General features: G+C 63.1%; 20 protein-coding genes. 11 read left to right on the plus strand and 9 right to left on the minus strand.

Annotated elements, in window-relative coordinates:
* Positions 1-199 precede the first annotated feature (199 nt).
* Both ABQM86_RS08075 and ABQM86_RS08080 read right to left on the minus strand, forming a co-directional pair.
* A complete protein-coding gene (locus ABQM86_RS08075) occupies positions 200-2,125 on the minus strand; it encodes a DUF222 domain-containing protein (protein WP_369746353.1) in 1,926 nt (641 codons plus the stop codon).
* 79 nt (positions 2,126-2,204) lie between these two features.
* On the minus strand, positions 2,205-2,837 hold the full coding sequence (locus ABQM86_RS08080) for a TetR/AcrR family transcriptional regulator (RefSeq protein ID WP_207596978.1): 633 nt from the start codon (positions 2,835-2,837) through the stop codon (positions 2,205-2,207).
* A gap of 140 nt (positions 2,838-2,977) precedes the next feature.
* Between ABQM86_RS08080 and ABQM86_RS08085 the strand changes: the two genes are divergently transcribed.
* The 7 genes from ABQM86_RS08085 to ABQM86_RS08115 all read left to right on the plus strand — a co-directional run bounded on the left by ABQM86_RS08085 (position 2,978) and on the right by ABQM86_RS08115 (position 11,007).
* Complete coding sequence (locus tag ABQM86_RS08085) at positions 2,978-4,588, plus strand: carboxyl transferase domain-containing protein (protein WP_207596979.1); 1,611 nt, start codon at positions 2,978-2,980, stop codon at positions 4,586-4,588.
* 2 nt (positions 4,589-4,590) lie between these two features.
* A complete protein-coding gene (locus ABQM86_RS08090; RefSeq protein ID WP_369746354.1) occupies positions 4,591-6,765 on the plus strand; it encodes a biotin carboxylase N-terminal domain-containing protein in 2,175 nt (724 codons plus the stop codon).
* Entirely contained in the window at positions 6,762-7,925 is a 1,164-nt protein-coding gene (locus ABQM86_RS08095; protein ID WP_207596981.1) for an acyl-CoA dehydrogenase family protein, read from the plus strand. Before ABQM86_RS08090 ends, ABQM86_RS08095 begins: the two co-directional genes overlap by 4 nt.
* 20 nt (positions 7,926-7,945) lie before the next feature.
* Positions 7,946-8,794 carry a CoA transferase subunit A gene (locus tag ABQM86_RS08100; RefSeq protein WP_369746355.1) on the plus strand — a complete coding sequence of 283 codons (849 nt, stop codon included), beginning with the start codon at positions 7,946-7,948 and terminating at the stop codon, positions 8,792-8,794.
* Positions 8,791-9,543: a CoA transferase subunit B gene (locus ABQM86_RS08105; RefSeq protein ID WP_337341041.1), complete on the plus strand. Its 753-nt coding sequence runs from the start codon at positions 8,791-8,793 to the stop codon at positions 9,541-9,543. The genes ABQM86_RS08100 and ABQM86_RS08105 overlap by 4 nt, the downstream gene beginning before the upstream one ends.
* Entirely contained in the window at positions 9,540-10,025 is a 486-nt protein-coding gene (locus ABQM86_RS08110; protein ID WP_207596983.1) for a MaoC family dehydratase, read from the plus strand. Before ABQM86_RS08105 ends, ABQM86_RS08110 begins: the two co-directional genes overlap by 4 nt.
* 115 nt (positions 10,026-10,140) lie before the next feature.
* Positions 10,141-11,007, plus strand: a complete 867-nt coding sequence (locus ABQM86_RS08115; RefSeq protein ID WP_337341040.1) for a CoA ester lyase — start codon at positions 10,141-10,143, stop codon at positions 11,005-11,007.
* Positions 11,008-11,086: 79 nt separating this feature from the next.
* Here the strand turns inward: ABQM86_RS08115 and ABQM86_RS08120 are convergent, their stop codons facing one another.
* From ABQM86_RS08120 to ABQM86_RS08145, 6 genes are read right to left on the minus strand one after another with little or no spacing between them, the layout of a single operon-like run.
* Positions 11,087-12,226 (minus strand): Gfo/Idh/MocA family protein, encoded by a 1,140-nt coding sequence (locus tag ABQM86_RS08120; RefSeq protein WP_369746356.1) that lies wholly within the window; start codon positions 12,224-12,226, stop codon positions 11,087-11,089.
* A complete protein-coding gene (locus ABQM86_RS08125; protein ID WP_207596986.1) occupies positions 12,211-12,912 on the minus strand; it encodes a ThuA domain-containing protein in 702 nt (233 codons plus the stop codon). The genes ABQM86_RS08120 and ABQM86_RS08125 overlap by 16 nt, the downstream gene beginning before the upstream one ends.
* 9 nt (positions 12,913-12,921) lie before the next feature.
* Positions 12,922-14,142: a Gfo/Idh/MocA family protein gene (locus tag ABQM86_RS08130; RefSeq protein WP_369746357.1), complete on the minus strand. Its 1,221-nt coding sequence runs from the start codon at positions 14,140-14,142 to the stop codon at positions 12,922-12,924.
* Between the two features lie 30 nt (positions 14,143-14,172).
* Positions 14,173-15,072: a carbohydrate ABC transporter permease gene (locus ABQM86_RS08135; protein WP_207596988.1), complete on the minus strand. Its 900-nt coding sequence runs from the start codon at positions 15,070-15,072 to the stop codon at positions 14,173-14,175.
* Positions 15,072-15,998 carry a carbohydrate ABC transporter permease gene (locus ABQM86_RS08140; RefSeq protein WP_207596989.1) on the minus strand — a complete coding sequence of 309 codons (927 nt, stop codon included), beginning with the start codon at positions 15,996-15,998 and terminating at the stop codon, positions 15,072-15,074. Before ABQM86_RS08140 ends, ABQM86_RS08135 begins: the two co-directional genes overlap by 1 nt.
* A gap of 4 nt (positions 15,999-16,002) precedes the next feature.
* Entirely contained in the window at positions 16,003-17,322 is a 1,320-nt protein-coding gene (locus tag ABQM86_RS08145; RefSeq protein WP_207596990.1) for an extracellular solute-binding protein, read from the minus strand.
* Between the two features lie 282 nt (positions 17,323-17,604).
* On the opposite strand from ABQM86_RS08145, the gene ABQM86_RS08150 reads away from it, so the two are divergent.
* Positions 17,605-18,672 carry a LacI family DNA-binding transcriptional regulator gene (locus ABQM86_RS08150; RefSeq protein ID WP_280627634.1) on the plus strand — a complete coding sequence of 356 codons (1,068 nt, stop codon included), beginning with the start codon at positions 17,605-17,607 and terminating at the stop codon, positions 18,670-18,672.
* Here the strand turns inward: ABQM86_RS08150 and ABQM86_RS08155 are convergent.
* A complete protein-coding gene (locus ABQM86_RS08155) occupies positions 18,643-20,103 on the minus strand; it encodes a lipase maturation factor family protein (protein WP_369746358.1) in 1,461 nt (486 codons plus the stop codon). The genes ABQM86_RS08150 and ABQM86_RS08155 overlap by 30 nt on opposite strands.
* Positions 20,104-20,208: 105 nt before the next feature.
* Here ABQM86_RS08155 and dxr point away from each other — a divergent pair, with 105 nt between their 5' ends.
* The 3 genes from dxr (at position 20,209) to ABQM86_RS08170 (ending at position 23,114) form a co-directional block, all read left to right on the plus strand.
* The gene (gene dxr / locus ABQM86_RS08160; protein ID WP_369746359.1) at positions 20,209-21,393 is read left to right on the plus strand and encodes a 1-deoxy-D-xylulose-5-phosphate reductoisomerase; all 1,185 of its coding nucleotides are present in this window, start codon (positions 20,209-20,211) and stop codon (positions 21,391-21,393) included.
* A 32-nt stretch (positions 21,394-21,425) separates the two neighbouring features.
* Entirely contained in the window at positions 21,426-22,757 is a 1,332-nt protein-coding gene (locus ABQM86_RS08165) for an RIP metalloprotease (protein ID WP_369746360.1), read from the plus strand.
* A 63-nt stretch (positions 22,758-22,820) separates the two neighbouring features.
* Complete coding sequence (locus ABQM86_RS08170) at positions 22,821-23,114, plus strand: YciI family protein (RefSeq protein WP_207596995.1); 294 nt, start codon at positions 22,821-22,823, stop codon at positions 23,112-23,114.
* The last annotated feature ends 30 nt before the right edge of the window (positions 23,115-23,144 follow it).

Below are 23,144 nucleotides of genomic sequence, written 5' to 3' on the forward strand. Positions count from 1 at the left end.
AGCTTTGCCGGGCAGCTTCTTTTGCCCTGCGACTCCTCTGACCTTCGCAGCCGGAGCCGGACGCGCCCAGCATCAGGCGCCGCCCAGCATCAGGCCCGCCCCGACCGCGCACCGTTTTATCGGATTGTCGCCCTGTTATTGGGACGGTGCTGGGCGTGACCCGGCTTCACGGTTGGGCGTGTTGTTGAACCCGGGCCTCCTATGTTCTGTGGGGTGTGTGGTGGTGGTTGCGTCGGGGTGTTTGGTGTGGGTCGATGTGGGGTGGGGGGATGAACCAGGGGGTGCCGGTTTTGATGTCGATGCGCCATTGTTCTTTGTGGATGAGGTGGTGGTGGTGGCTGCAGAGCAGGGTGCCGTTGTCTGTTGAGGTGGTGCCGCCGTTGGACCAGTAGGTGGTGTGGTGGGCTTCGCACCAGGGTGCGGGCATGGTGCAGTCGGGGAAGGCGCATCCTTGGTCGCGGGCGGTGATGGCTTTGCGGATGTGGGGTGGGAAGATCCGGGTGGTGCGGCCGATGTCCAGGATGCGGGAGTCGCTGCCGAGCACGACGGGGAGGATGTCGGCGTCGCAGGCGATTTTGCGGATGGTGTTCGGGTGCATCGGGCCGGTGAAGGTCGCGGTGCCTGTCCCTACCCCGGCCCCTGTCCCTATCCGAGTCCCTGTCCCTATCCCAGCCACTGTGCCGGTGCCGGTGCCGGGGTTGTGGTGGTGGTTGTGGACTTGTTCGAGGAGTTCTTGGTATCCGATGGTGACGGTGAGTTGGGGTGGGAGGCCGCCGTTGGCGGGTAGTTTTTCGGTGCGCATGGCGAGGCTGCAGGCGCTGGTGAGGCCGTTGAGGAGTTTCTGTGGGCGGCTGCGCCGGTCCAGGTCCGGGCTGGCTTCGGTGCCGGGGGTGGTGAGGCGGGGGTTGGTGGCGACGTTCATGGCGGTGGTGAGGATTTCGTATTGTTCGTCGGTGGCGAAGATTTCGAGGTGGTGGAGTCCGTGGCGGCGTCGGCGGCGGAGGAACACGCCTTGGAGTTGGCGGAGGATTTCTTCGGTGGGTTCGGGGCCGTCGTGGTCGATGGCGTCGATCCAGCGTTTGGCCATTGTGGTGACGAAGTCCGGGTCGGTCTCGACCGCGGTGGTGGTGAGGGCGTGTTCCATCCGGGTGAGGGTGTCCTCGTCGGTGAGGTGCCGGACTTTGTCCAGGGCGGTGCTGATGATCGAGGCCGAACGGGAAGGCACCAGTGCGGAACCAACCGCTTGGGCGAGTATTGCGTGGCGGGCCGGGATGTCCTGCCCGGTGATCCCGGTCTGGGGGAGGACGTCGGGTGCGAGGGCGAGCCGGCGCTTGGCTTCTGCGATGCTGATCCGCAACCGTGCGCGCAGGAACTGGGCCGCGTTCCGGTACCCGTCATCCAGAACACTGGCCTTGGCATCCGATGCCCAACGTGCTGATCCTGTTTCACCATCGGCCGCCGCAGCGGTGGCAGTTCCCGTCCTACCGAGGGAAGCTCCGCTCTGCGAAGCCGCGCTCTGCGAAGCTGCCGCTGTGTCGGTTCCTGGCTCTGGTTCGGTCCAGCCGGTCCGCCATTGCGGTGCTGCCGCCGAGGGTCCGGGCTTGGTTTGCTGGGCTTCGGTCCGGGTCCGTTCCACAGCCTGCGCCGCGACCACCTGCAAGTACTCCACCGACCGGGCGATCTCCTCGACCTTGCCGGCAAAATCCGCTGCTTCAACGAACCCAAACAACCGGGTTTTATGAAGGACGGATTGGCGAAGGGATGTCAGGATTGCACCGGCCTGCGCAAGTGGTACGTCTACGACGTCGGGAGAGGGTTGGCCCGCATCGACAAAGCCAGCCGCGCGCTTAATGTCCGCAACCGGAACTACACGCAAGCCCGGAGCAACGTCTGCGGAGCTCAGGCCGCCAGCGTAGCCCGACTCCGAGGACCGTGCCATGGGACTCAGACCGAGAAGCAGCCAAGTGCCGCTGGACGTATCTGCATCCTGGCCTACCGCCGTCGTGAGCTTGAATGCCGGGACCCGGGCAGGCCCGTTAAGAGATGTGAGGGCTCTTTGACGAAGCAGCGCATGGCCGCGGGGCGAGCCTGCCCGCCTTGCCAATACCTGCCCGATTGCTCCCATGAATCAAGCATGTCAGGGGGGTCCGACATTATTAGCCAGCAATGGAGGACGGTCCGAGCCGCCCAAGAAAATAAGACAGTTATGCCGAGGTGAGAGCAGCCAACGCCATCTGTTCCAGGATGGGCCTGGCTGACTTGGCGGCAATTTTCCTGCCGTGATGGCGCACCGAGTGGGGTGTGGAGTTGATCAAGCCAAAGGCTGCGTGCGCCCGGACGCGGAGGCCGGGGATATCGGCGTCGGTATGGATGCGTGCAAGGACGTCCACCCACGTTTCAACGTAACTCCGCTGGAGGGACCTGACTTCCGCTTGGTCGGCGTCGCTGAGACTTCCAAAGTCGCGGTCCTGGACGCGGATGACGTCGGGATTGCTGAGTGCGAAGTCAACCTGGAACTGGATCAGGCCGTTCAGTGCGGTCAGGGGATCGTCCGACTCTGACACCACCCGTGTTCCACCATCCAGCAAGTCCCGGCTGACGCTGAGGAGTAGTTCGCCGAGGACCGCTTGTTTGCCGGGAAAGTGCCGGTAGACGGCGGGTCCACTGACGCCCGCTGCGGCGCCGAGATCCTCAAGCGATACGCGGGTAAATCCGTTCTCCGCAAAAAGTCCCGCGGCAGCGGACAACAACGCCAATCGTCGGACTTCCTTGGCCTGCCCACGTTGCGTGGCGGCGGCACGGGTGCCGTTGTTGCTTGCTTCCGGACCTCCGGTCACTTTTCCTCCTTGGCGCCAGAGCGGACCCGATACTCGCTGGATCGGCTGTGCTGGACATCACAGTTAATAAAGACTAACCTAAATTTCAGTTACGCGGCACTAACCGAAATGGCCTGTGGCCGGGAATGGAACAGGGGTCAATGGAGACAATTGCCAGCCTGATGGGAACCGCCGGCGGTACCTTTGAAGCCAACCAGGAGGCGCAACTGGCCTTGGTGGCAGAACTGAAGGACCGCTTGGCGACGGCGGCCCTCGGCGGTCCGGCCACGTCGCGTGAGCGGCACATCGCCCGGGGAAAACTTCTCCCGCGCGAACGCATCGACTACTTGCTGGATGACGGCAGCCCGTTCCTTGAGATTGCACCCTTGGCTGCCAATGGCATGTACAACGACGATTCCCCGGGCGCCGGGGTCATTGCCGGCATCGGACTGGTCCATGGACGCCATGTCCTGGTGATCTCCAACGACGCCACAGTCAAGGGCGGCACCTACTATCCCATGACGGTGAAAAAGCACCTGCGTGCCCAGGAAATCGCGTTGGAGAACAAGCTCCCGTGCATCTACCTCGTGGATTCCGGCGGAGCCTTCCTGCCCAAGCAGGACGAGGTCTTCCCCGACAAGGAGCACTTCGGCCGGATCTTCTATAACCAGGCCAAGATGTCCGCGGCCAAGATCCCGCAGATTGCATCGGTCATGGGGTCCTGCACGGCCGGCGGCGCCTATGTACCCGCCATGAGCGATGAGACCGTTATTGTCCGGAACCAGGGCACCATCTTCCTGGGTGGTCCGCCCCTGGTGAAGGCAGCGATTGGCGAGATCGTCACGGCCGAGGAACTAGGCGGCGGCGACGTCCATTCAAGGATTTCCGGGGTTACCGACCACCTGGCCGAGAACGACCAACACGCTCTGGAGATTGTTCGGGACATCGTGGCCACGTTACCGAAGCCGGCACAGCCGGCATGGGACATGTCCGACGTCGTCCTGCCGCCCGTCGTCGATCCTTCCGGGATATACGGTGTGGTTCCCACGGACGTCAACGCCCAGTACGACGTCCGCGAAGTCATCGCGAGGCTCGTGGACGCTTCCGAATTCCACGAGTTCAAAAAGAACTACGGGACCACCCTGGTGACCGGATTTGCGCACCTCCACGGGCATCCCGTCGGCATCGTGGCCAACAACGGCGTCCTCTTCAGCGAATCCTCGCTCAAAGGCGCCCACTTCATCGAGCTCTGCGATCAGCGCGGCATCCCGCTGATCTTCCTGCAGAACCTCTCCGGCTTCATGGTGGGCAAGGACTACGAGCAAGGCGGCATCGCCAAGAACGGCGCCAAAATGGTCACCGCAGTGGCTACAGCCCGGGTACCCAAGCTGACGGTGGTCATCGGTGGTTCCTTCGGCGCGGGCAACTATTCCATGTGCGGCCGCGCGTATTCGCCGCGGTTCCTTTGGATGTGGCCGGCCGCGAGGATCTCCGTGATGGGCGGAAATCAAGCATCGAGCGTGCTGGCAACGGTCAAAAGGGATCAGTACGAGGCCTCCGGCCAGGAATGGTCTGCTGAGGATGAGGAAGCCTTCAAAGCCCCCATCAAGCAGCAATACGAAGAACAAGGAAGCCCCTATTACTCCACCGCAAGGCTGTGGGACGACGGCATCATCGACCCCGCTGACACTCGGCGCGTCCTGGGGATGGCCCTGGACGTTGTCTCCCGCCAACAACTGCCCGAGACCTCCTTCGGTCTCTTCAGGATGTGACCATGACGCTGCCCACAACAACCACAGCCCCACCCGCCCCGGCCGTCGCTGCCCGAACCTTCAGCGCCGTCCTCGTTGCCAACCGCGGAGAGATCGCCTGCCGCGTCATCCAGACACTGAGGGAGATGGGCATCCGCTCCGTCGCTGTGTACTCGGACGCTGACAAGGATGCCAGGCATGTGGCCCTCGCCGATACCGCCGTCGCCATCGGTGGCACGGCACCAGCCGAAAGCTACTTGAAGATCGACGCCATCATCGACGCGTGCCGCCGCACCGGAGCTGAAGCGGTCCACCCGGGCTACGGGTTCTTGTCGGAGAATGTAGAGTTCGCCAAGGCCCTGGATGCCGCAGGAATCACGTTCATTGGGCCGGGCATCAATGCCATTGACGTCATGGGCGACAAAATCCGTTCCAAGAACCACGTGATGACCTACGGCGTCCCCTGCGTTCCCGGCATCGCGCAACCAGGTCTTACCGACCAGGAACTGATCGACGCTGCAGCGGCGGTAGGTTTCCCCCTGCTGATCAAACCGTCCGCGGGTGGTGGCGGCAAGGGCATGCATGTGGTGGAACGGGCTGAGGACATGGCATCCACGCTCGTCACTGCGAGGCGTGTGGCAGCATCCGCTTTTGGCGACGACACCCTCTTCCTGGAACGGCTCATCAGCACGCCCCGCCACATCGAGGTCCAGGTGCTGGCAGACAACCACGGAAATGTGATCCACCTCGGCGAGCGGGAGTGCTCACTCCAGCGACGCCACCAGAAGGTCATCGAAGAAGCGCCGTCGGCCCTTTTTGAGTCACTGCCCGACGGTGTGGAGCAACGGGCCCGCATTGGCGAGGCGGCCTGCAACGCGGCACGTTCGGTTAACTACAGCGGTGCCGGTACTGTCGAATTCCTGGTGTCCGACGAGCACCCCGATGAGTTCTTTTTCATGGAGATGAACACCCGCCTGCAGGTGGAGCATCCCGTTACTGAGATGGTCACCGGCATCGACCTCGTGGAATGGCAGGTGAGGATCGCCGCCGGTGAGGTGCTCACTGTGGCGCAGTCCGACGTCGTTCTTCAAGGCCACGCCGTGGAGGCGCGTGTTTACGCCGAGGTGCCGGAGCGGAACTTCATGCCATCGATGGGGCGGATCGTGGCGCTCGCAGAGCACGGTCCCTCGGATGCAACCGTTTCGGGCCATCAAACGGCGCAGGCAAACGTTCGGATTGATTCCGCCATGCGCCACAACCTGGAGATCACGGGGGACTACGATCCCATGCTGGCCAAGGTCATCGCATGGGGTGGGGACAGGACGGCGGCGCTGGATACCCTTGACGCTGCCCTGGGCCGTTACACGCTGCTTGGGGTGGATACCAACGTGGAGTATCTGCGGTTGCTGATCAACGATTCCGAGGTCCGCGCCGGGCAGTTGGATACTGGATTGATCGAGCGCAAACTTCCGTCGATGTCCTTCCGGCACGCCGGTTCCGACGAACTGATTGCTGCTGCGCTCACGCTGTGGCTGGAGCGCACGGGATCGACGCCGGCGGGGGATGCCTGGGCAACGCCGGACTCCTGGCGTGTTGGTGCCCGGGGTGCCTGGACCGCTACGTTGGGGATTCCCGGAGGCGGCGTTGCCACGGTGTCGGTCACCGAAGTGGGCGGCAACGTGACGGCAAGCATCGACGGCGGGCAGCCGGTCAACGTCCGGGTAGCGGACCGCAGCGTGGACGGGATCGTTCTGGAGTTCGACGGCGGCCTTGTCACCTACGCGGTTGGCGTGGACCCCCGCGGGCAGGACAGCGTCAGCGGGCTGGGCCGTGTCCGCGAAATTTACCTCGGCAACGATGGCTGGTCCTGCAGGCTCGAGGTCCTGAACCGTGCCGAGCGCCTGCGGCGGATGCTTGCAGGGATCCAGCGCGACGAAGGGGCGGCGGACCCCGAAGTGCGCTCGCCGATGCCCGGAACGGTGGTGTCGGTGTCAGTAGCCGATGGCGAGACGGTGGAAGAGGGCCAGGTGCTCCTGGCCGTTGAGGCCATGAAGATGGAGCATCACCTGGTGGCGTCCGTTGCTGGCACCGTCCACCTCACCAGCAAACCCGGCGACCTGGTCAAGGCCGACCAGGTGCTCGCCACCATTCATGTGGACGCAGAGACCACAAGCACAGACAAGGAAATCCAGCCATGAGCACTTTTGAACTCAATGAGGAGTACCAGGACCTCAGCGACTCCGTCCGCGAGTTCGCCGACGAGGTTGTTGCACCCGTGTCCGCCAAGCATGACGAAGAGCACAGCTTTCCCTACGAGGTTGTAAAGCAGATGGGGGAGATGGGCCTGTTCGGTCTGCCTTTCCCTGAGGAATTCGGCGGAATGGGCGGCGACTACTTCGCCCTGGCACTGGCACTGGAACAGCTGGGCCGCGTTGACCAGTCGGTAGCCATCACCCTGGAAGCCGGGGTTTCCTTGGGCGCCATGCCGGTCTACCGCTTCGGTACGGATGCACAGAAAGAAGAATGGCTGCCGCAGTTGGCGTCGGGACGATCCTTGGCCGGGTTCGGCTTGACCGAGCGCGAAGCAGGGTCGGATGCCGGCGGCACCAAAACCAACGCCCACCTGGAAAGCGGCGAGTGGGTTATCAACGGCAACAAGGAGTTCATCACCAACTCCGGCACGGACATCACCACCTTGGTGACGGTCACGGCAGTCACGGGCCAGAAACAAAACTCGGATGGCAGCACCAAGAAGGAGATCTCCACCATCCTGGTGCCAACGGACACTCCCGGGTTCAGGGCGGAAAAGCCCTACAACAAGGTGGGCTGGAACGCTTCCGATACGCATCCGCTCACGCTGGACAATGTCCACGTTCCTGAAGCCAACCTTCTGGGCGAGCGCGGCCGGGGCTATGCCAACTTCCTTTCCATCCTTGACGAGGGCCGTATCGCCATCGCAGCACTGGCTACCGGCGCAGCCCAGGGGTGTGTGGACCTGTCCGTGAAGTACGCCAAGGAACGCAGTGCCTTCGGACAGAACATCGGCAAGTACCAGGCCATCCAGTTCAAGATCGCCCGGATGCAGGCCAGGGCCCACACCGCCCGCCTGGCCTACTACGATGCCGCCTCCCGGATGCTGGCAGGGAAGCCGTTCAAGACCGAAGCGGCCATCGCTAAGATGGTCGCAGGCGAGGCAGCCATGGACAACGCGCGGGACGCCACCCAGGTGTTCGGCGGCTATGGTTTCATCAACGAATTCACGGTGGCACGTCATTACCGCGATTCCAAGATCCTTGAAATCGGCGAAGGCACCACCGAGGTCCAGTTGATGCTGATCGCACGCGAGCTGGGTCTGTAACCGTACGGGAAGGATCAAGGATGATTGACAAGGTTGTTGCCAGCGCCGCGGAAGCGGTGAAGGACATCCCGGACGGGGCCTCCCTGGCTGTGGGAGGGTTCGGCCTCTGCGGTATTCCCGTCTCCCTGATCGAGGCCCTGCACAGCCAAGGCACCACTGGTCTTGAGACTGTCAGCAACAACTGCGGCGTGGACGACTGGGGCCTGGGCATTCTCCTGAAGGACGGTCGCATCCGCCGCACCATCAGCTCGTACGTGGGGGAGAACAAGGAATTTGCCCGGCAGTACCTGGCGGGGGAGTTGGAAGTAGTCCTCACCCCGCAGGGGACTTTGGCAGAGAAGCTCCGCGCCGGTGGCGCCGGCATCCCGGCCTTTTACACCAAGGCCGGTGTGGGAACCCAGGTGTCGGAGGGTGGGCTTCCGCAAAAGTACGACGCCGAAGGGAACGTTGCGCTGGCGTCGTCCCCTAAGGAGGTCCGCACCTTCAATGACGCCGACTACGTCCTGGAGGAGTCCCTGACGCCGGATTTCGGCTTGGTCCATGCGTGGAAGGGTGACCGGCACGGCAACCTGGTGTTCCATGCAACGGCCATGAATTTCAACCCGCTCTGTGCCATGGCGGCAAAAACCACCATTGCCGAAGTGGAGGAACTGGTGGAACCCGGCGAGCTTGACCCTGAGCATATTCATACGCCGGGAATCTTCGTCCAGCGGGTGGTGCTGGCGACCTCCAGCGAGAAGCGGATAGAAAAGCGGACCGTGGCGCTGACTCCTGGAGCGGGCCCAAACCAAACGGGCCCAAACCAAACGGGCCCAAACCAAACGGGCATTGGACAGGCGGGCGCAAGCCAGACAGGAACGGACCGATGACCGACAACACGTTCCACGACATCCCACCCCGTCCGGAAGCCGTACGGCACGAGTACCGTCGCGCCGACGTCGAACATCACGAGGCCAAAGGCTGGACCCGCAACGAACTGGCCGCCCGCGTAGCCAAGGAGCTCACCAACGGCCAATATGTGAACCTGGGAATCGGGATGCCCACCCTGATCCCCAATTACATCCCTGACGGTGTGGAGGTCATCCTTCACTCCGAGAATGGGATCCTGGGCGTCGGTCCTTACCCTGCCGAGGACAAAATTGATCCGGACCTCATCAACGCGGGCAAGGAAACGGTCACCACGAATGCGGGGGCCGCGTTCTTCGATTCGGCGGCGTCCTTCGGCATGATCCGCGGCGGGCACGTGGACGTCGCTGTGCTGGGTGCCATGGAGGTGGCTGCCAACGGGGACCTCGCCAACTGGATGGTTCCCGGCAAGATGGTCAAGGGCATGGGGGGCGCCATGGACCTGGTGTTCGGTGCCAAGAAGGTCATCGTCATGATGGAGCACGTGGACCGCAGCGGCCGACCGAAAATTGTTCAGGACTGCACGCTGCCCTTGACGGGTAAAGGGTGCGTAGACCGGATCATCACCGACCTGGCCGTCATCGACGTCGTCAAGGACCAAGGGGACCCGCGACTGGTCCTTCGCGAACTGGCCCCCAACGTCACTCTTGAGGACGTCCTCGCAGCAACCGGGGCCGACCTGTTCGAGGAAGACCAGGAGCTCACCGTATGACCCGGGTTGTTGAGCAGCGGGGGCTGTACTTCGACGAACTCGAAGAGGGCGTGGTCTACGCCCATAAGCCAGGGCGGACCGTCACTGAAGCGGACAATGTCCTGTTCACCACCATGACCATGAATACCCAGGCGCTGCACTTGGACGCGGCGTGGAGCTCAACCCAGCCCTTTGGGCAGCGGCTCATGAATTCCATGTTCACCTTATCCACCATGGTGGGGCAGTCGGTGGCCCAGCTGACCCAGGGCACCATCATCGCGCAGCTGGGGCTGACCGATGTCACTTTTCCGCACCCGCTGTATCACGGAGATACCCTGTACACGGAAACGGTGATCACGGGAAAAAGGTTGTCGACCTCCCGACCCGGCCAAGGCGTGGTGACCATGCAGCACACCGGCCGTAACCAGGATGGGGCGGTGGTGGCGCTGGCCACCCGGACATGCCTGATGTGGACGAAGGAAGCGCACACAACGCAATCTTGAAACACAGCGCAATCCTGAAACACAGCGCAGCCCTGAAACCCAACGCAATCCTGAAACACAGCGCAGCCTTGGAACCGGTCCAGTCCCTTGCCAGAACTACAAGCTAGGAATCCGCATGCCCTCTCCCGACTCCCCGTCTCCCTCAGCGGTTCTGCCGTTCACCATGGGACCGGCACTCCTGTTCTGTCCAGCCGACCGGCCGGAGCGTTTCAGGAAGGCTGCCGAGCGGTCCGATGCCGTGATCCTGGACCTCGAAGATGCGGTGGCTCCGACGGACAAACCCCGGGCCCGCGAGGCGATTCTTGAGCAGTTGGGTGACGGCCAGCTGGATCCGGGCAGCACTATTGTCCGGGTTAACCCTGTGGGAACGCCTGAGTTCGAGCTCGATCTCCAGACCCTGGCGAAGACGCCCTACCGGACGGTCATGCTGGCCAAGGCGGAAAGTGCCGGGCAACTCAAAGCCCTGGCCGGCTACCAGGTCATTGCGCTCTGCGAGACAGCGGCGGGCATCGTCAATGCCTCCTCCATTGCGGCCGAGCCGAACGCCGTGGGACTGATGTGGGGTGCTGAGGATCTGTTGGCTTCCCTGGGCGGGCTCTCCAGCCGGAACGACGACGGCGGGTACCGGGCTGTCGCGTTGCACTCACGGTCCGCGGTCCTGCTTGCCGCAAAGGCTGCCGGCAAGGAAGCCATCGACTCCGTTTACGTGAACATCCCGGATCTTGAAGGGTTGTTGGCAGAATCCCACGACGCCGTAGCCAGCGGTTTCGGCGCCAAGGCCTGCATCCACCCCAACCAGGTGGCCGTAGTGCGTGAGGCCTATGCTCCCTCCGCAGAAGTGGTGGCCGAAGCCACCGAGCTCCTGGACGCAGCGGAAGCGGCAGGTACGGGGGTGTTCCAGTTCAAGGGCAAGATGATCGACGGGCCCATCCTCAAGCATGCCCAAGCGACACTCCGCAGGGCCGGGCGCCCCGCGGGATGACAGTTAATGCTCATGTCGAATGCCCACGTTCGGCATTCGACACGGGCATTAACTGTTGTCCCGGCGGGCGGTAAGTGCGCTAGACGCGTACCGCCGTCGACAGGGCTGTCAGTGCAACAGCGGCGGGCCGTGCTGCCTGGCTCTTGATGGATACCGCCTTCCCGTTTTTGGCGGAACCAAGCACCGATTCCATGACCTCCAGCGCGTGGAAGGCCAGTTGTCCGCCCGCGCGTGGTTCCTGGCCCGCAGGGGTCGCTGCGAGGTCGGCGATTCCGAAGCCACGGCCCGAGTCCACGTAGCCGGCCGAAACGGGGAGCGTTTCCCAGTCCTCGGCACCCAGCGCGAAAAGCTGTACATCGCCGTCGAAGTGGTTGGGGTCCGGGACGATCAGCGACCCCTTTTCCCCGTGGATCTCGATGTTGGGGCTCTTGGTCTTGACCGCGTCGAAGCTCATGAACAGGGTGGACAGAGCACCGGATGCATGGACCAGGACGCCGGTGACATGCGAGTCAATGTCCACCGGCACCGTCTGACCCTGCCGTGGGCCCGAACCGATGGTGCGTTCGTTCCGGGTATGGCTGGCAGCCCCCACCACCGACACCACGGGACCCAACAGTGTGACCAAGGCCGAGACGTAGTACGGTCCCATGTCCAGCAGGGGACCACCCCCGGGCTGGTAATAGAAGTCGGGGTTGGGATGCCAGCGCTCGTGCCCGGGGGTAGCCATGGTGGCCGTGGCGGAAACGGGCGCTCCGATCAGGCCGTCGTCGATTGCCTTGCGGGCGGTCTGGATTCCCGTGCCCAGCACAGTGTCAGGGGCACAGCCCACAATAACTCCGGCCGCCGCAGCAGCGGCCAGGACGTCCCGGGCCTCCGCCGTGGTGGCAGCCAGTGGCTTTTCGCCGTAAACGGATTTGCCGGCGGCGATGGCTCTGAGTGCGATCTCTGCATGGGCCGCAGGGATGGTCAGGTTCAGGACCAGATCCACGTCATCGGCGGCGAGGAGTCCGTCGACGGTCAGTGCCCGGACGCCCTCGTAGGAGTCGGCGACGGCCTCCGCCCTGGCCGGGTCCAGATCTGCTACGGCCACGAGGTTGATGGAATCGAGCCGGCGGAAGTTGGTCAGGTACTGGGCGATGATGGCGCCACAGCCAATGACTCCAACGTTGAGCGGACCCTCGGTGCCCAACTCCTTGGCAAGGTCTACCGGGACGCCCACAGCATGCCCCTTTCAATGATGGTACGGACGTTGCTGTCCTGGAGGATTTCCACGCGGTGGCCGGGAGTGCAGACGAAGATCCTGCCCTCACCCCACTGACGGGTCCAGATGGCAGGCGAGGTGACCTCACGGTTCCACGGATCCCATTCCCGCACCTTTTGCGTGGTGGTGGCCAGAACGTCAATGTAGTCGTCGGACAGGACCCAGTACTGCTCCGTGACGAGGTCGAAGTCGCTGATACCCTGCGTGATGGGGTGATCGGCCGCAGCGGGCAACATGTTCACGGTGTAAGGGACGTAGTTATCCGACTGCTCGCCGATCCGCTGGTCCGCGTGCTTGCCGGGGTGGCAGGCAAACTGGCCGCCAATCAGGTGCAGGTAGTCCGAGTTGTTGCGGTAGGAATCGGCGATGCCCCCGTGCCAGCCGGCAAGGCCCGTGCCGTTTTCGACTGCCGCGCGAAGACCCTCGAATTCGTGCTTCTCGATGGTCGTCATGGTCATGCATTGCACTATGAGGTCCACGCCCGCCATGTACTCGGAGTCGGCATAGATCTTCGGGGATTCTTCCACCCGGACGTCGTAGCCATTGTCCTTGAGGAAGGGGATGAACAGTTCGGTGGCCTCCACCGGTTGGTGGCCGTCCCAACCGCCTCGAACCACCAACGCTGTCTTGTTTTCGCGTGTCATGTTTTCCTTTCAGACTTTCTGCCAGCGGCTCGAGTTGTCCGCGCTCGCCTCGACGGCGGCCAGAACCTTTTGGACCTGCAAAGCGTCAGCGAACGACGGCGACGGCTGCCCGCCTGCGCCGATGGCGGTCACGAGGTCCACCACCTGATGCGTGAAGCCGTGCTCGTACCCCAGTCCATGGCCGGTGGGCCACCAGTTGCCCACATAAGGGTGGGAAGGCTCGGTGACCATGATTTTTCGGAAGCCCGCATCAGGTTCCAAGGCGGCATCGTAGAACTGGAGCGAGTTCATGTCCTCGAAATCGAAGGCCAGAGACCCCTTGGTGCCGTTCAGCTCCAGGCGCATGGCGTTCTTGCGGCCCAAGGCAAACCGGGTAGCTTCGAAGATGCCGATGGGGCCGGAATCGCCGTTGAAGCGTGAGCTGGCGTCAGCGCCGTCGTCGTGGGTGGCCTCGAAGCGGGCGGTGAACAGTGCCGCGTCGTCCACCGTTACCGGTCCTCGAGGACCATCTGCGCCGCCGTGGCCACCAAGCCCCACAAAGTCTCCGCCCACCGGGCGTTCCTTGACGAATGTCTCCAGCAAGGCCGAGACGCCGCTGATGTTCAGGCCGGTGATCCATTGCGCGGCGTCAATGCTGTGCGCGCCGATGTCGCCCAGTGATCCGGAGCCGGATTTGGACTTGTCCATCCGCCAGGTCAGCGGCGCGTCGGCGTCGCTGAGCCAGTCCTGCAGATACTGTGCGCGGACGTGGCGGATGCTGCCCAGCCGGCCATCGTCCACCATCCGCTTGGCCAGCGCCAGGGCAGGCGTGCGGCGGTAGCTGAAGCCGCACATGGAGAGAACCCCACGGCCGGCTGCCGCCTGGGCCACTGCCGTCATCTTCTCCGCTTCCTCCACTGAATTGGCCAACGGCTTCTCGCAGAGGACATGCTTTCCCGCTTCAAGAGCGGCGATGGCGATCTCCGCGTGGGTATTGCCAGGTGTGCAGATATCGATGAGGTCGATGTCTTCGCGCTGTATCAGGCGACGCCAGTCAGTTTCGGTTGAGTCCCAACCAAACTTGCTGGCTGCTGCCCGGACACCGACTTCGTTGCGGCCGGCCACGGCAGCCAATTCAGGTCTCAGCGGCAAGTCGAAGAAGCGCGGCGCGGTCCGCCAGGCGTGGGAGTGGGCGGCTCCCATGAATGAGTAGCCCACCATGCCTACCCGCAAGGGCTGTGGCTGTGTCATGTGTGGTCCCTTTCTCCTGGCAGCAGCCAGTTATTTGCTGAAGCCGGCGGTCAGGCCACTGAGCAATTGGCGCCGTGCAACGACGTAAATCACCAGCAGTGGGAGCGTAGCCAGGACAACCGAGGCGAGCACCGCAGGAATGTTGACGCTGAACTCACCTTGGAACGTCCAGAGCGATAACGGCAGAACGCGGGTGTCCGGGCTTTGGGTCAAGATCAGCGGGAACAGGAATCCGTTCCATACATGCAGTGCGTTGTAGATGCCAACCGTGATGACAGCGGGCTTGGTCATCGGCAATGCCAGGCGCCACATCATGGCCCAGTCGGAGCAGCCGTCCAGCCGCATCGACTCAAAAAGTTCGTTGGGCACGTCCCTCATGAAGTTGGAGAGAATCAGCACGGAAATGGGGATGGCAAAGGCAATCGAGGGCAGGATGAGTGCCAGCAAAGTGTCGTACATGTGGGCTTTGGTGATCATCCAGTAGATCGGGATGATCGTGGCATGCAGGGGAATGGCCAGGCCCAGGAGGAACACGTTGTTGGTCCAACTCAGGAACTTCCCCTTGCCGCGCACAATGGCGTACGCCGCCATGAAGGAGACAAAGAGGGCTGGAACCACGCTGCCCACCGTTACGATCAGGCTGTTGGTGAAGTACTTGGCGAACTCGTTCTCCACGACCAGCTTGTAGTTATCCAGCGTTGGTTCCGCCGGGGGCATCAGCGGATTGGAGGTGAAGAAGCCTGCTTGGTTCTTCAAACTGGTGATCACCACGTAGTACACAGGCACAATAATGACCGCGAGCCAGAGCCAGCCCCCCAGTCCTCCGAGGAAGTTGGGCCGCGAGCGGCCCATTTTCTGCGGACGACGGCGGTCGGCCGCCGGTTCGGGCAGCGTTGCCGGTGCTGTGGGGAGTTGTGTGGTGGAAGCCATTACGCACCTTCCAATTGGCTGGCGTTGCGGTTCTTGCCGCCGAGTCGTTGAAGGAACAGTGCCAGGGCCAGTCCGATGACCACCAGGATCACTCCCAGCGCGCTCGCTGCGCCCATGTCGTTCGCTTTGAAGCCAGTGAGGTACATGTGCAGCGGCAACAGCCTGGTTGAATAGCCGGGGCCGCCCGCGGTCAGCACGAACACCAGGTCGAAGTACGCCAGGGATCCCACCACCATGAGGGTGGAGGAGGTGATGATGGTGTACTTCAGCTGGGGGAGCGTGATGTTGAGGAACTGCTGTACGCGGCCGGCGCCGTCGATCTGCGCGGCTTCATAGAGGGAGGCGGGGATCTGTCGGACGCCGCCTTGGTAGATCAGGGTGTGGAACGGAACGAACTGCCACGCGATGACGAAGACCACCACGAACAGGACCAGATCCGAGTTGCCCAGCCAGTCCTGCGCCAGGAACGGCAAACCCAAGCCGGGGCCGAGGCCGAAGTTCGGGTCCAGCAGGGCCTTGAAGGCAATGGCCACAGCGGCCGAGGAGAGCAACAGCGGAACGAAGTACAGGACGGCCAACGCGGCACGGTACTTCTGGTTTGCTGCGGTGAAGACGCCCAACAAGAGACTGATGGGTGCCTGGACAATGAAGGAGAAGAACATGATCTTGGCGGTGACGAGCAAGGCGTTGCCCGTCACGGGATCTGCCAGGACGGTGTTCCAGCTGGACAGGCCGTCGAGCTTGATCTCGCCCAGGCCATCCCAGCGGGTGAAGCTCAGGAACAGGACTCCCAGGAGCGGGAGGATGGCGAACAGCATGAAGAACGCGAGCGCCGGGGCGGCCAGCCACCCCGACGGACCCTTCTCGAGGGTCGGTCGGGACAGCTGTGCCCGGGCGGTCCGGCGGTGCGCAGTAGTGGACGACACCGGGCTACTTTCCGATCGTTGCGTTCATGGTGGAAGCGAACTGTTCCGGGGTGATCTTCTTCAGGAAGATCTGGTCCAGGTTGGCCAGCATGGCATCGCCTTGCGCGGGGCTGAGTGCCTGGTCCCAGGACAGGGTGAAGTCCGGTGCATCCTTGGCCATTCCATACACGTAGCTCAGGAAGTCCTTGTCAGGGGATGCCGCCAGCTTGTCTTCAATACCGGTGACCACGGGTACGGCTCCTGAGTCGATGAGGCTTTGGACGTTCTCATCGGTGAACATTCCGTCCTTGACGTACTCAAGGGCCGTCTTCTTCTGTTCTTCGGTGGCTTTGGAGGAGACTGACCAGAAGTTGGTGGGGTTGCCCACGACGTTGGCCGGGTCGCCCTTGCCGCCCTCTACGGTGGGGAAGGGGGCGTATCCGAGCTTGCCGCTGGTGACGAAGTCCGCTGCGTCCTTTTTCATGCCTTGGTAGATCCAGCTGCCCTGCAGGATCATGGCGGCCTTGCCGGTGTAGAGCAGGGCCTGGTCGGCGTTGCTGTCCGCGGCAATGGAGGAGAAGCCGTTGATGAAGCCGCCGGCGTCCACCAGTTCCTGGATCTTGGTCAATGCCTCAATGACAGCTGGGTCGGACCAGGCATTCGGCGTGTTGGACGCGATCTTGGCGAAGACTTCGGGGCCGCCGATGCGGTCTACCAGGTATTCGAGCCACATGAGGTCCGGCCATTTGGACTGCCCACCCAAGGAGAAGGGTGCCACGCCTGCGGCCTTGAACTTGGGGACCAGGGCCATGAGTTCGTCCCAGGTCTTGGGTGCCTCCGCGCCGATCTTGTCGAAGACTTCCTTGTTGTAGTACAGAACTACGGGCTGCACTTTGTTGTTGGGGAGGGCGTAGGTCTTGCCGTCGACCACGCCGCTTTCCAGGATGGAGGGAAGGTAGCGGTTCTGGACTTCCGGGTTTTCCTTGAGGAATCCCGTGAGGTCGTCCACCTGTCCGGCGTCAACGTAGGACTTCAGGACACCGCCTCCCCAGCCATAGACCAACGTGGGACCCTGTCCGGCGCCGACGGCCGTGCGCACCTTGGTCTTGTAGGCATCGTTGGCGAAGAAGTCGAGCTTGATGGAGGAATCGGGGTGTGTTTTGTTCCAGGAGTCCACGGAGGCTTGGAACACCGGCTGGTCACCGCCGGTGAGCCCCCACATGGTGGCCGAATCCGCGGAGACTCCGGTTCCGGCAGGGCCCGAGGAGCCGCAGGCTGCGAGCGAGATCGACAAGACGGCTGCCGAGACCGCCATTCCGGCGGTGCGCAACTTCAGATTATTCATGTGCTGTTTCCATTCGTCCTACGGGCTCGACGCTGATGGCCCGGCTGCTCGTACAAAGCCGCACTCTGCGGGGGAGGGATCACCTGTGATCACCAGTACCCTGAAAGCTTTTTCGAAATGTTTCGAAGGTCCTTTCGGAAGTGCCCACCTAACTTAGCCGTGAGCCACGTCACCGTCAAGGGTCAATTTCCAAGAGATATTGGAGGCACGCGAGCCATATTGACGGGCGGGCCGACGACGATGCACACTGTCTGCAACCGAAACTTTTCGAAAGCGAAAACTGTGAGCCCCGACGATCGACCCTCCAAGCTGACCCTCTCTGCCGTCGCGCAGGAGGTGGGAGTCTCTGTGCCTACTGTCTCCAAGGTGGTCAACGGTCGCGGGGATGTGGCCCAGGCAACCCGGGCCCGCGTGCTGGCGGCACTGCAGCGCACAGGCTATAAATCTCCCCTCCAGCGCAAAAGCAATCCGGTGCAGCGGACTGTCGAAGCGGTTTTTGATTCCCTCAATTCGGCCTACAACATGGAAGTCCTCAAGGGGATCATGGAGCAGGCAAACGTCTCCGACATGGAAGTGATCCTGTCCGTGACCGGTCTCCAGGCGGCGCCTCCGCTGGGGCCGGAAGAACGGGCCCAACGCATGGTCGATGAAGGCCGCAGCGGGATGATCGTGGTGACCTCAGCCTTTGGCACAGCCCACTTGGAGGCCTTCCAAAGGCGTCAAATTCCCATTGTGGTGATCGACCCCCTCAACCCGCCGCCGGCCGACCTGTTCAGTGTGGGCGCCAGCAACTGGGCCGGTGGCAAGGCCGCCGCGACACACCTCCTGGAGCTGGGGCATCGGCGGATCGCGTACATCGGCGGCCCAGCCACCGCCGAATGCAGCCAGGCCAGGCTGCACGGTTACATGGCCGCGCTCATGGCCGCAGGCATAACGGTGGAACACGAATACGTATCGGCAGGCCCGTTCCGCCCCGAGACCGGGGCCGCAGCCTTCAAGTCCCTGTTGGCGCTGGAGGATCCGCCCACGGCAGTCTTCGCCGGCAGCGACAGCATCGCCATGGGGGTGCTGGCCGAGGCACGTAGGCAGGACGTGCGGATTCCCGAGGAAATCAGCCTGGTGGGGTTCGACGGTACCTACCAAGCTGAAGAATCCACGCCACCCCTCACTTCCGTGAGCCAGCCGCTTCAGGAGATCGGGCGATCGGCGTTGAACTTCATCCTGCGCCAGATGCAGGGCGAAGACATCGACTCCCGGCGCGTGGAACTCGCAACCCACCTGGTGGTCCGGGAATCAACGGCACCCCCCGTGGACCTGGCCTCACGAAAGAAAGCGGCGTCGCGGGTTTAGCCCCACCGGTCCAATGGCGTCATACAGCCAGACCCGTACCCAGCGTTCGCCGGTCTCACGGAACTCCGCACGGCTGGCGAACCGGTACAGATAGCTGCGTGCGCGCACCCAACGGGGGCGTTCGCCGTCGAACGGGTCATGGCGAAGCAGCCCCAACGTGGGCTTGTCTGCCTCCAGCAGCTTGTCCAGGAAGGCGTAGAACCAGTCTTCGTGGACAGTCCGCAGCGGCAGGAACCACATCAGCCAATCCAGGCGTAGATGGTATGGCGCCCACTGCCGCGGGAGCCGCCGCACCTCGCCGGGCTTGCCCTTGAAGCCGTACTCACGCCAGTGCTCATCGGCGGCGTCCGGCTCCTCGGCCAGTGTGCCTTCAACCACGATCTCGATCCGCTGCTTGGTGACGGTCCCGAACGCCCCATAGGCGTTGACCAGACGCCAACGGTTGAAGCTGGCATTCATCAGCTGCCGGCTGGAGAAGAGGTTCAGGAGCGGCTGGTAGCTCAACGCCAGCAACACCACAGTCACGAGCACGACGACGGCGAGCCACCACACCGGGGTATCGGCGCCAGGGTGCCAGTCCAGCGGGATGAACGGAAAGACCGCGTGGGCGAGGGGGTCGCTGACGGCCGCGAAGGCAAGGATGATCGCCGCCCAGTTCAACCAGGCAAAATTCCCGGTGCCTACCAGCCATAGCTGGGTCGCGATGATGATGCCTGCCGCAATGCAGGCCAGGGGCTGTGGCGCGAAGAGGAAAAACGGCACCACCAACTGTGCGAAATGGTTGCCCGCCACTTCCACTTTATGCAGCGGACGCGGCAGGAGATGGGCTTGCCTGCTGAGCGGGCCCGGCATGGGCTGTGTCTCATGGTGGTAGAACATAGCCGTCATGTCGCGCCACTCGCGGCCGCCCCGGATCTTGATCATGCCCGCCCCGAACTCAAGCCGGAAAACCAGCCACACAATGAGGATCAGGATGGTGGTGGGCGGGGGAGTCTGGTCCGAGCCGAGGAAGGCCACGGTAAACCCGGCCTCGAGAAGCAGGATCTCCCAGCCGAAGCCGTAGAACGTCTGGCCGACATTGACGATCGACATGTAGAGGAACCACAGGATCAGAAATGCCAGCATGGGCAGCCATGGAGGGCCCGTTTGGGGGAGACCGATCACGAGCAAGGCAGCGACGCCGATCCCCGTCCAGCACACCCACCCCAGGAGCGCATCGGAGTAATACCAGCGGAAGAGGGTGGGCCTGGCCAGTCTGCGGGCCATGTCCAGGAACGCCGGTACCGGCAGCAGCCCGCGCTCGCCGAGGAGTGCAGGGAACTGGTTCATGGTGGAAAGAAAGGCAACCAGATACAGCGCAGCCGTGCCGCGCTGCAACACTTGCCGGGCGAACTCATAGTCCCGCGCATCAAACCAGGACAGCCACTCCACCTTTCCACCGTACGCGCGGGCTGTGGATGGTCAAGCGATGCAGGTTTTCCCAGTATCGTCCCTGCTCCGTTCGCCGCTCGCGTTACTGGCTGGGATACTTGGAGAATGCAGCCGCGCAAGATCGTCATCCTCGGGTCCACCGGTTCCATCGGCACACAAGCGATTGACGTCGTCGATGCTGCCCCGCACCGTTTTGAGGTGGTGGCGCTCAGCGCAGGTGGAGGGAACCTGGAACTCATCGCCCGGCAGGCGGTCCACACCCAAGCGCAGGCTGTGGGCATAGCCCAGGGAGATCCCGCGGTTTTGCGGCAACTGATTGACGCGGCGGCCTCGGCTGCGGGGGTGCCCCATTGTGCGCCGGAGATCTTCGTCGGCCCGGATGCCTCCACCCGGATCGCAGCCATCGAGTGTGACGTCGTCCTCAATGGCATCACCGGTTCCATTGGCTTGGCACCTACCTTGGCCGCGCTCAGCACCGGCGCAACGCTGGCACTGGCCAATAAGGAATCACTGATCGTGGGTGGTGCCCTGGTCAAGGCCGCGGCCCGGCCGGGGCAGATAGTGCCCGTTGACTCTGAGCACTCCGCCATTGCCCAGTGTTTGCGGTCCGGGACCGAGCAGGAAGTGGAGAAGTTGATCCTGACCGCATCCGGCGGTCCCTTCCGCGGGCGCACACGCGATCAGCTTCACGGGGTTACGCCGCAGGAAGCGCTGGCCCACCCCACCTGGGACATGGGCCTGATGGTCACCACCAACTCCGCCAGCCTGGTCAACAAGGGCCTGGAAGTCATTGAGGCACACTTGTTGTTCGATGTTCCCCTGGACAGGATCGAGGTGGTGGTCCACCCTCAGTCGGTGGTTCACTCCATGGTCCAGTTTGTGGACGGGTCCATCATTGCCCAGGCGTCACCCCCGGACATGCGCCTGCCTATCGCGCTGGGGCTGGGATGGCCGGACCGCGTCCCGCGTGCTGCCAAGCCCTGCGACTGGACCAAGGCCACCAATTGGACGTTCGAGCCCTTGGACACCGTGGCATTCCCCGCCGTGGACCTGGCCAAAGACGCCGCCAAACAAGGCAGCACCTTCCCGGCGGTGTTCAACGCCGCCAATGAGGAAGCCGTCCAGGCCTTCCACGCCGGGCGCATCCGCTTCACGGACATCGTGGATACCGTGGAGTCCGTCCTCAGTGAACATTCAGGCTCCTCCGAGCTAACGGTGGAGTCCGTGCTGGATGCTGAGAAGTGGGCACGCGCCCGCACCCTTGATCGTTTAGCCAGCAGCGCCCTGTAGCTCAGAACCCTTATGGAAGCAGTCCCACCGGCATGAGTCCCGTCCTTCTCTTCATTCTCGGAGTCGTCTTCGTCGCCATCGGCGTCGCCGTTTCCATCGCGCTTCACGAGGTAGGCCACCTGGTGCCGGCGAAGCTCTTCAAAGTCCGCGTCACCAAGTACATGATCGGCTTTGGCCCCACCCTCTGGTCCAGGAAGAAGGGCGAGACGGAGTACGGATTCAAAGCCCTTCCACTGGGCGGATACGTCTCCATGATCGGCATGTACCCACCCAATAAGGTGGACGGCGCTGTCCGCCCTTCCAGCACCGGGATGTTTCAAACGCTGGCCACAGAAGCGCGCTCCATGGCGCACGAAGAAGTAGGGCCGGGGGACGAAAACCGCGTCTTCTACAAATTGCCCGTGTGGAAAAAGATCATTGTCATGCTCGGTGGCCCTGCCATGAACATGATCATCGGGTTGATCCTGTTGGCCGTCCTGGTCATGGGCTTCGGCACGGCGCAGGCGACCACCACCATCGCAGACGTTTCCAAATGCCAGGTCGCCGCGGGCGAAACCGTGGATCCGGATTCAGCGGACTGCAAGTCCACACCGGCAGCAGCTGCGGGGCTCCAGCCGAACGACACCATCACGTCCTTTGACGGAAAGACCGTCACGAGTTGGGACGAACTGACCGGCTGGATCCGTGCCTCGGCAGGCAAGGATGTGGCCATCACCGTGCAGCGCAACGGTTCTCCTGTGGAGACCACCGTGACCCCTGTGCTCTCGTCCCGTCCCGTGGTGGGCTCCGATGGGCGCCAGGCGCAGGACGCCAACGGTGTTCTGCAGTACCAGGAGGTCGGCTTCCTCGGGATCGGCGCCCAAAGCGCCTTGGTTCCCCAACCGGCGTCGGCCGTTCTCCCCATGGCGGGGGAGAACATCAAACAAATTTCCGGTGTGATCTTCAACCTGCCGGCCAGGGTAGCCGGGGTGGCGAAAGCAGCCTTCAGCGAGGAACCCCGGGATCCGAACGGTCCCATCAGCGTAGTGGGCGTTGGCCGCGTGGCCGGCGAAGTCGCGGCCATGGAACAGGTTCCCATGCAGGCCCGCATCGGAACCCTGGTGGGGCTGCTTGCAGGGCTGAACTTCGCGTTGGCCATCTTCAACCTCATCCCCTTGCTTCCCCTCGATGGCGGCCATGTGGCAGGGGCTTTGTACGAGGGCGCACGGCGTCAAGTGGCCAGGTTGAGGGGCAAACCGGATCCGGGTTCGTTCGACATTGCGAAACTGTTGCCGCTGACCTATGTGGTGGCTGCGCTGCTGATGGCCATGGGCGCCCTGCTGATCTATGCGGACATCGTGAAGCCCGTCAACATCTTCGGCTGAGCCATGAACATTTTCGGCAGAACATGAATATTTCCGGCGGAGCAGGCGGGATAGGCTAGCACCATGACTGTTTTCGCTGTTGAGTACGTATACGTCGCCGACTCCGGTGCCCTCCGCGACGAAGCCCGCCCCGCACACCGTGCCTGGCTGGGCGAACTGGCCGAGGAAGGCAAGCTCCTTGCCAGCGGCCCGTACGGTGACGGCGCCGGTGCCCTCCTGATCTTCAAGTCCGCAGATGAAACCGGGCTCAACGACCTCCTCAAGCAGGATCCCTTTGCCGAAGCAGGCGTGATTGCCGGCATCCGCACCACCGAATGGGCCCCCATCATCGGGGTCCTGGCGGCCCACGCGTCCTAGCCGGGCGTTCTCCACCACAACGATCCACCC

It is taken from the genome of Paenarthrobacter sp. AMU7 (genome assembly GCF_041200195.1).
Taxonomy (GTDB): Bacteria; Actinomycetota; Actinomycetes; order Actinomycetales; family Micrococcaceae; genus Arthrobacter.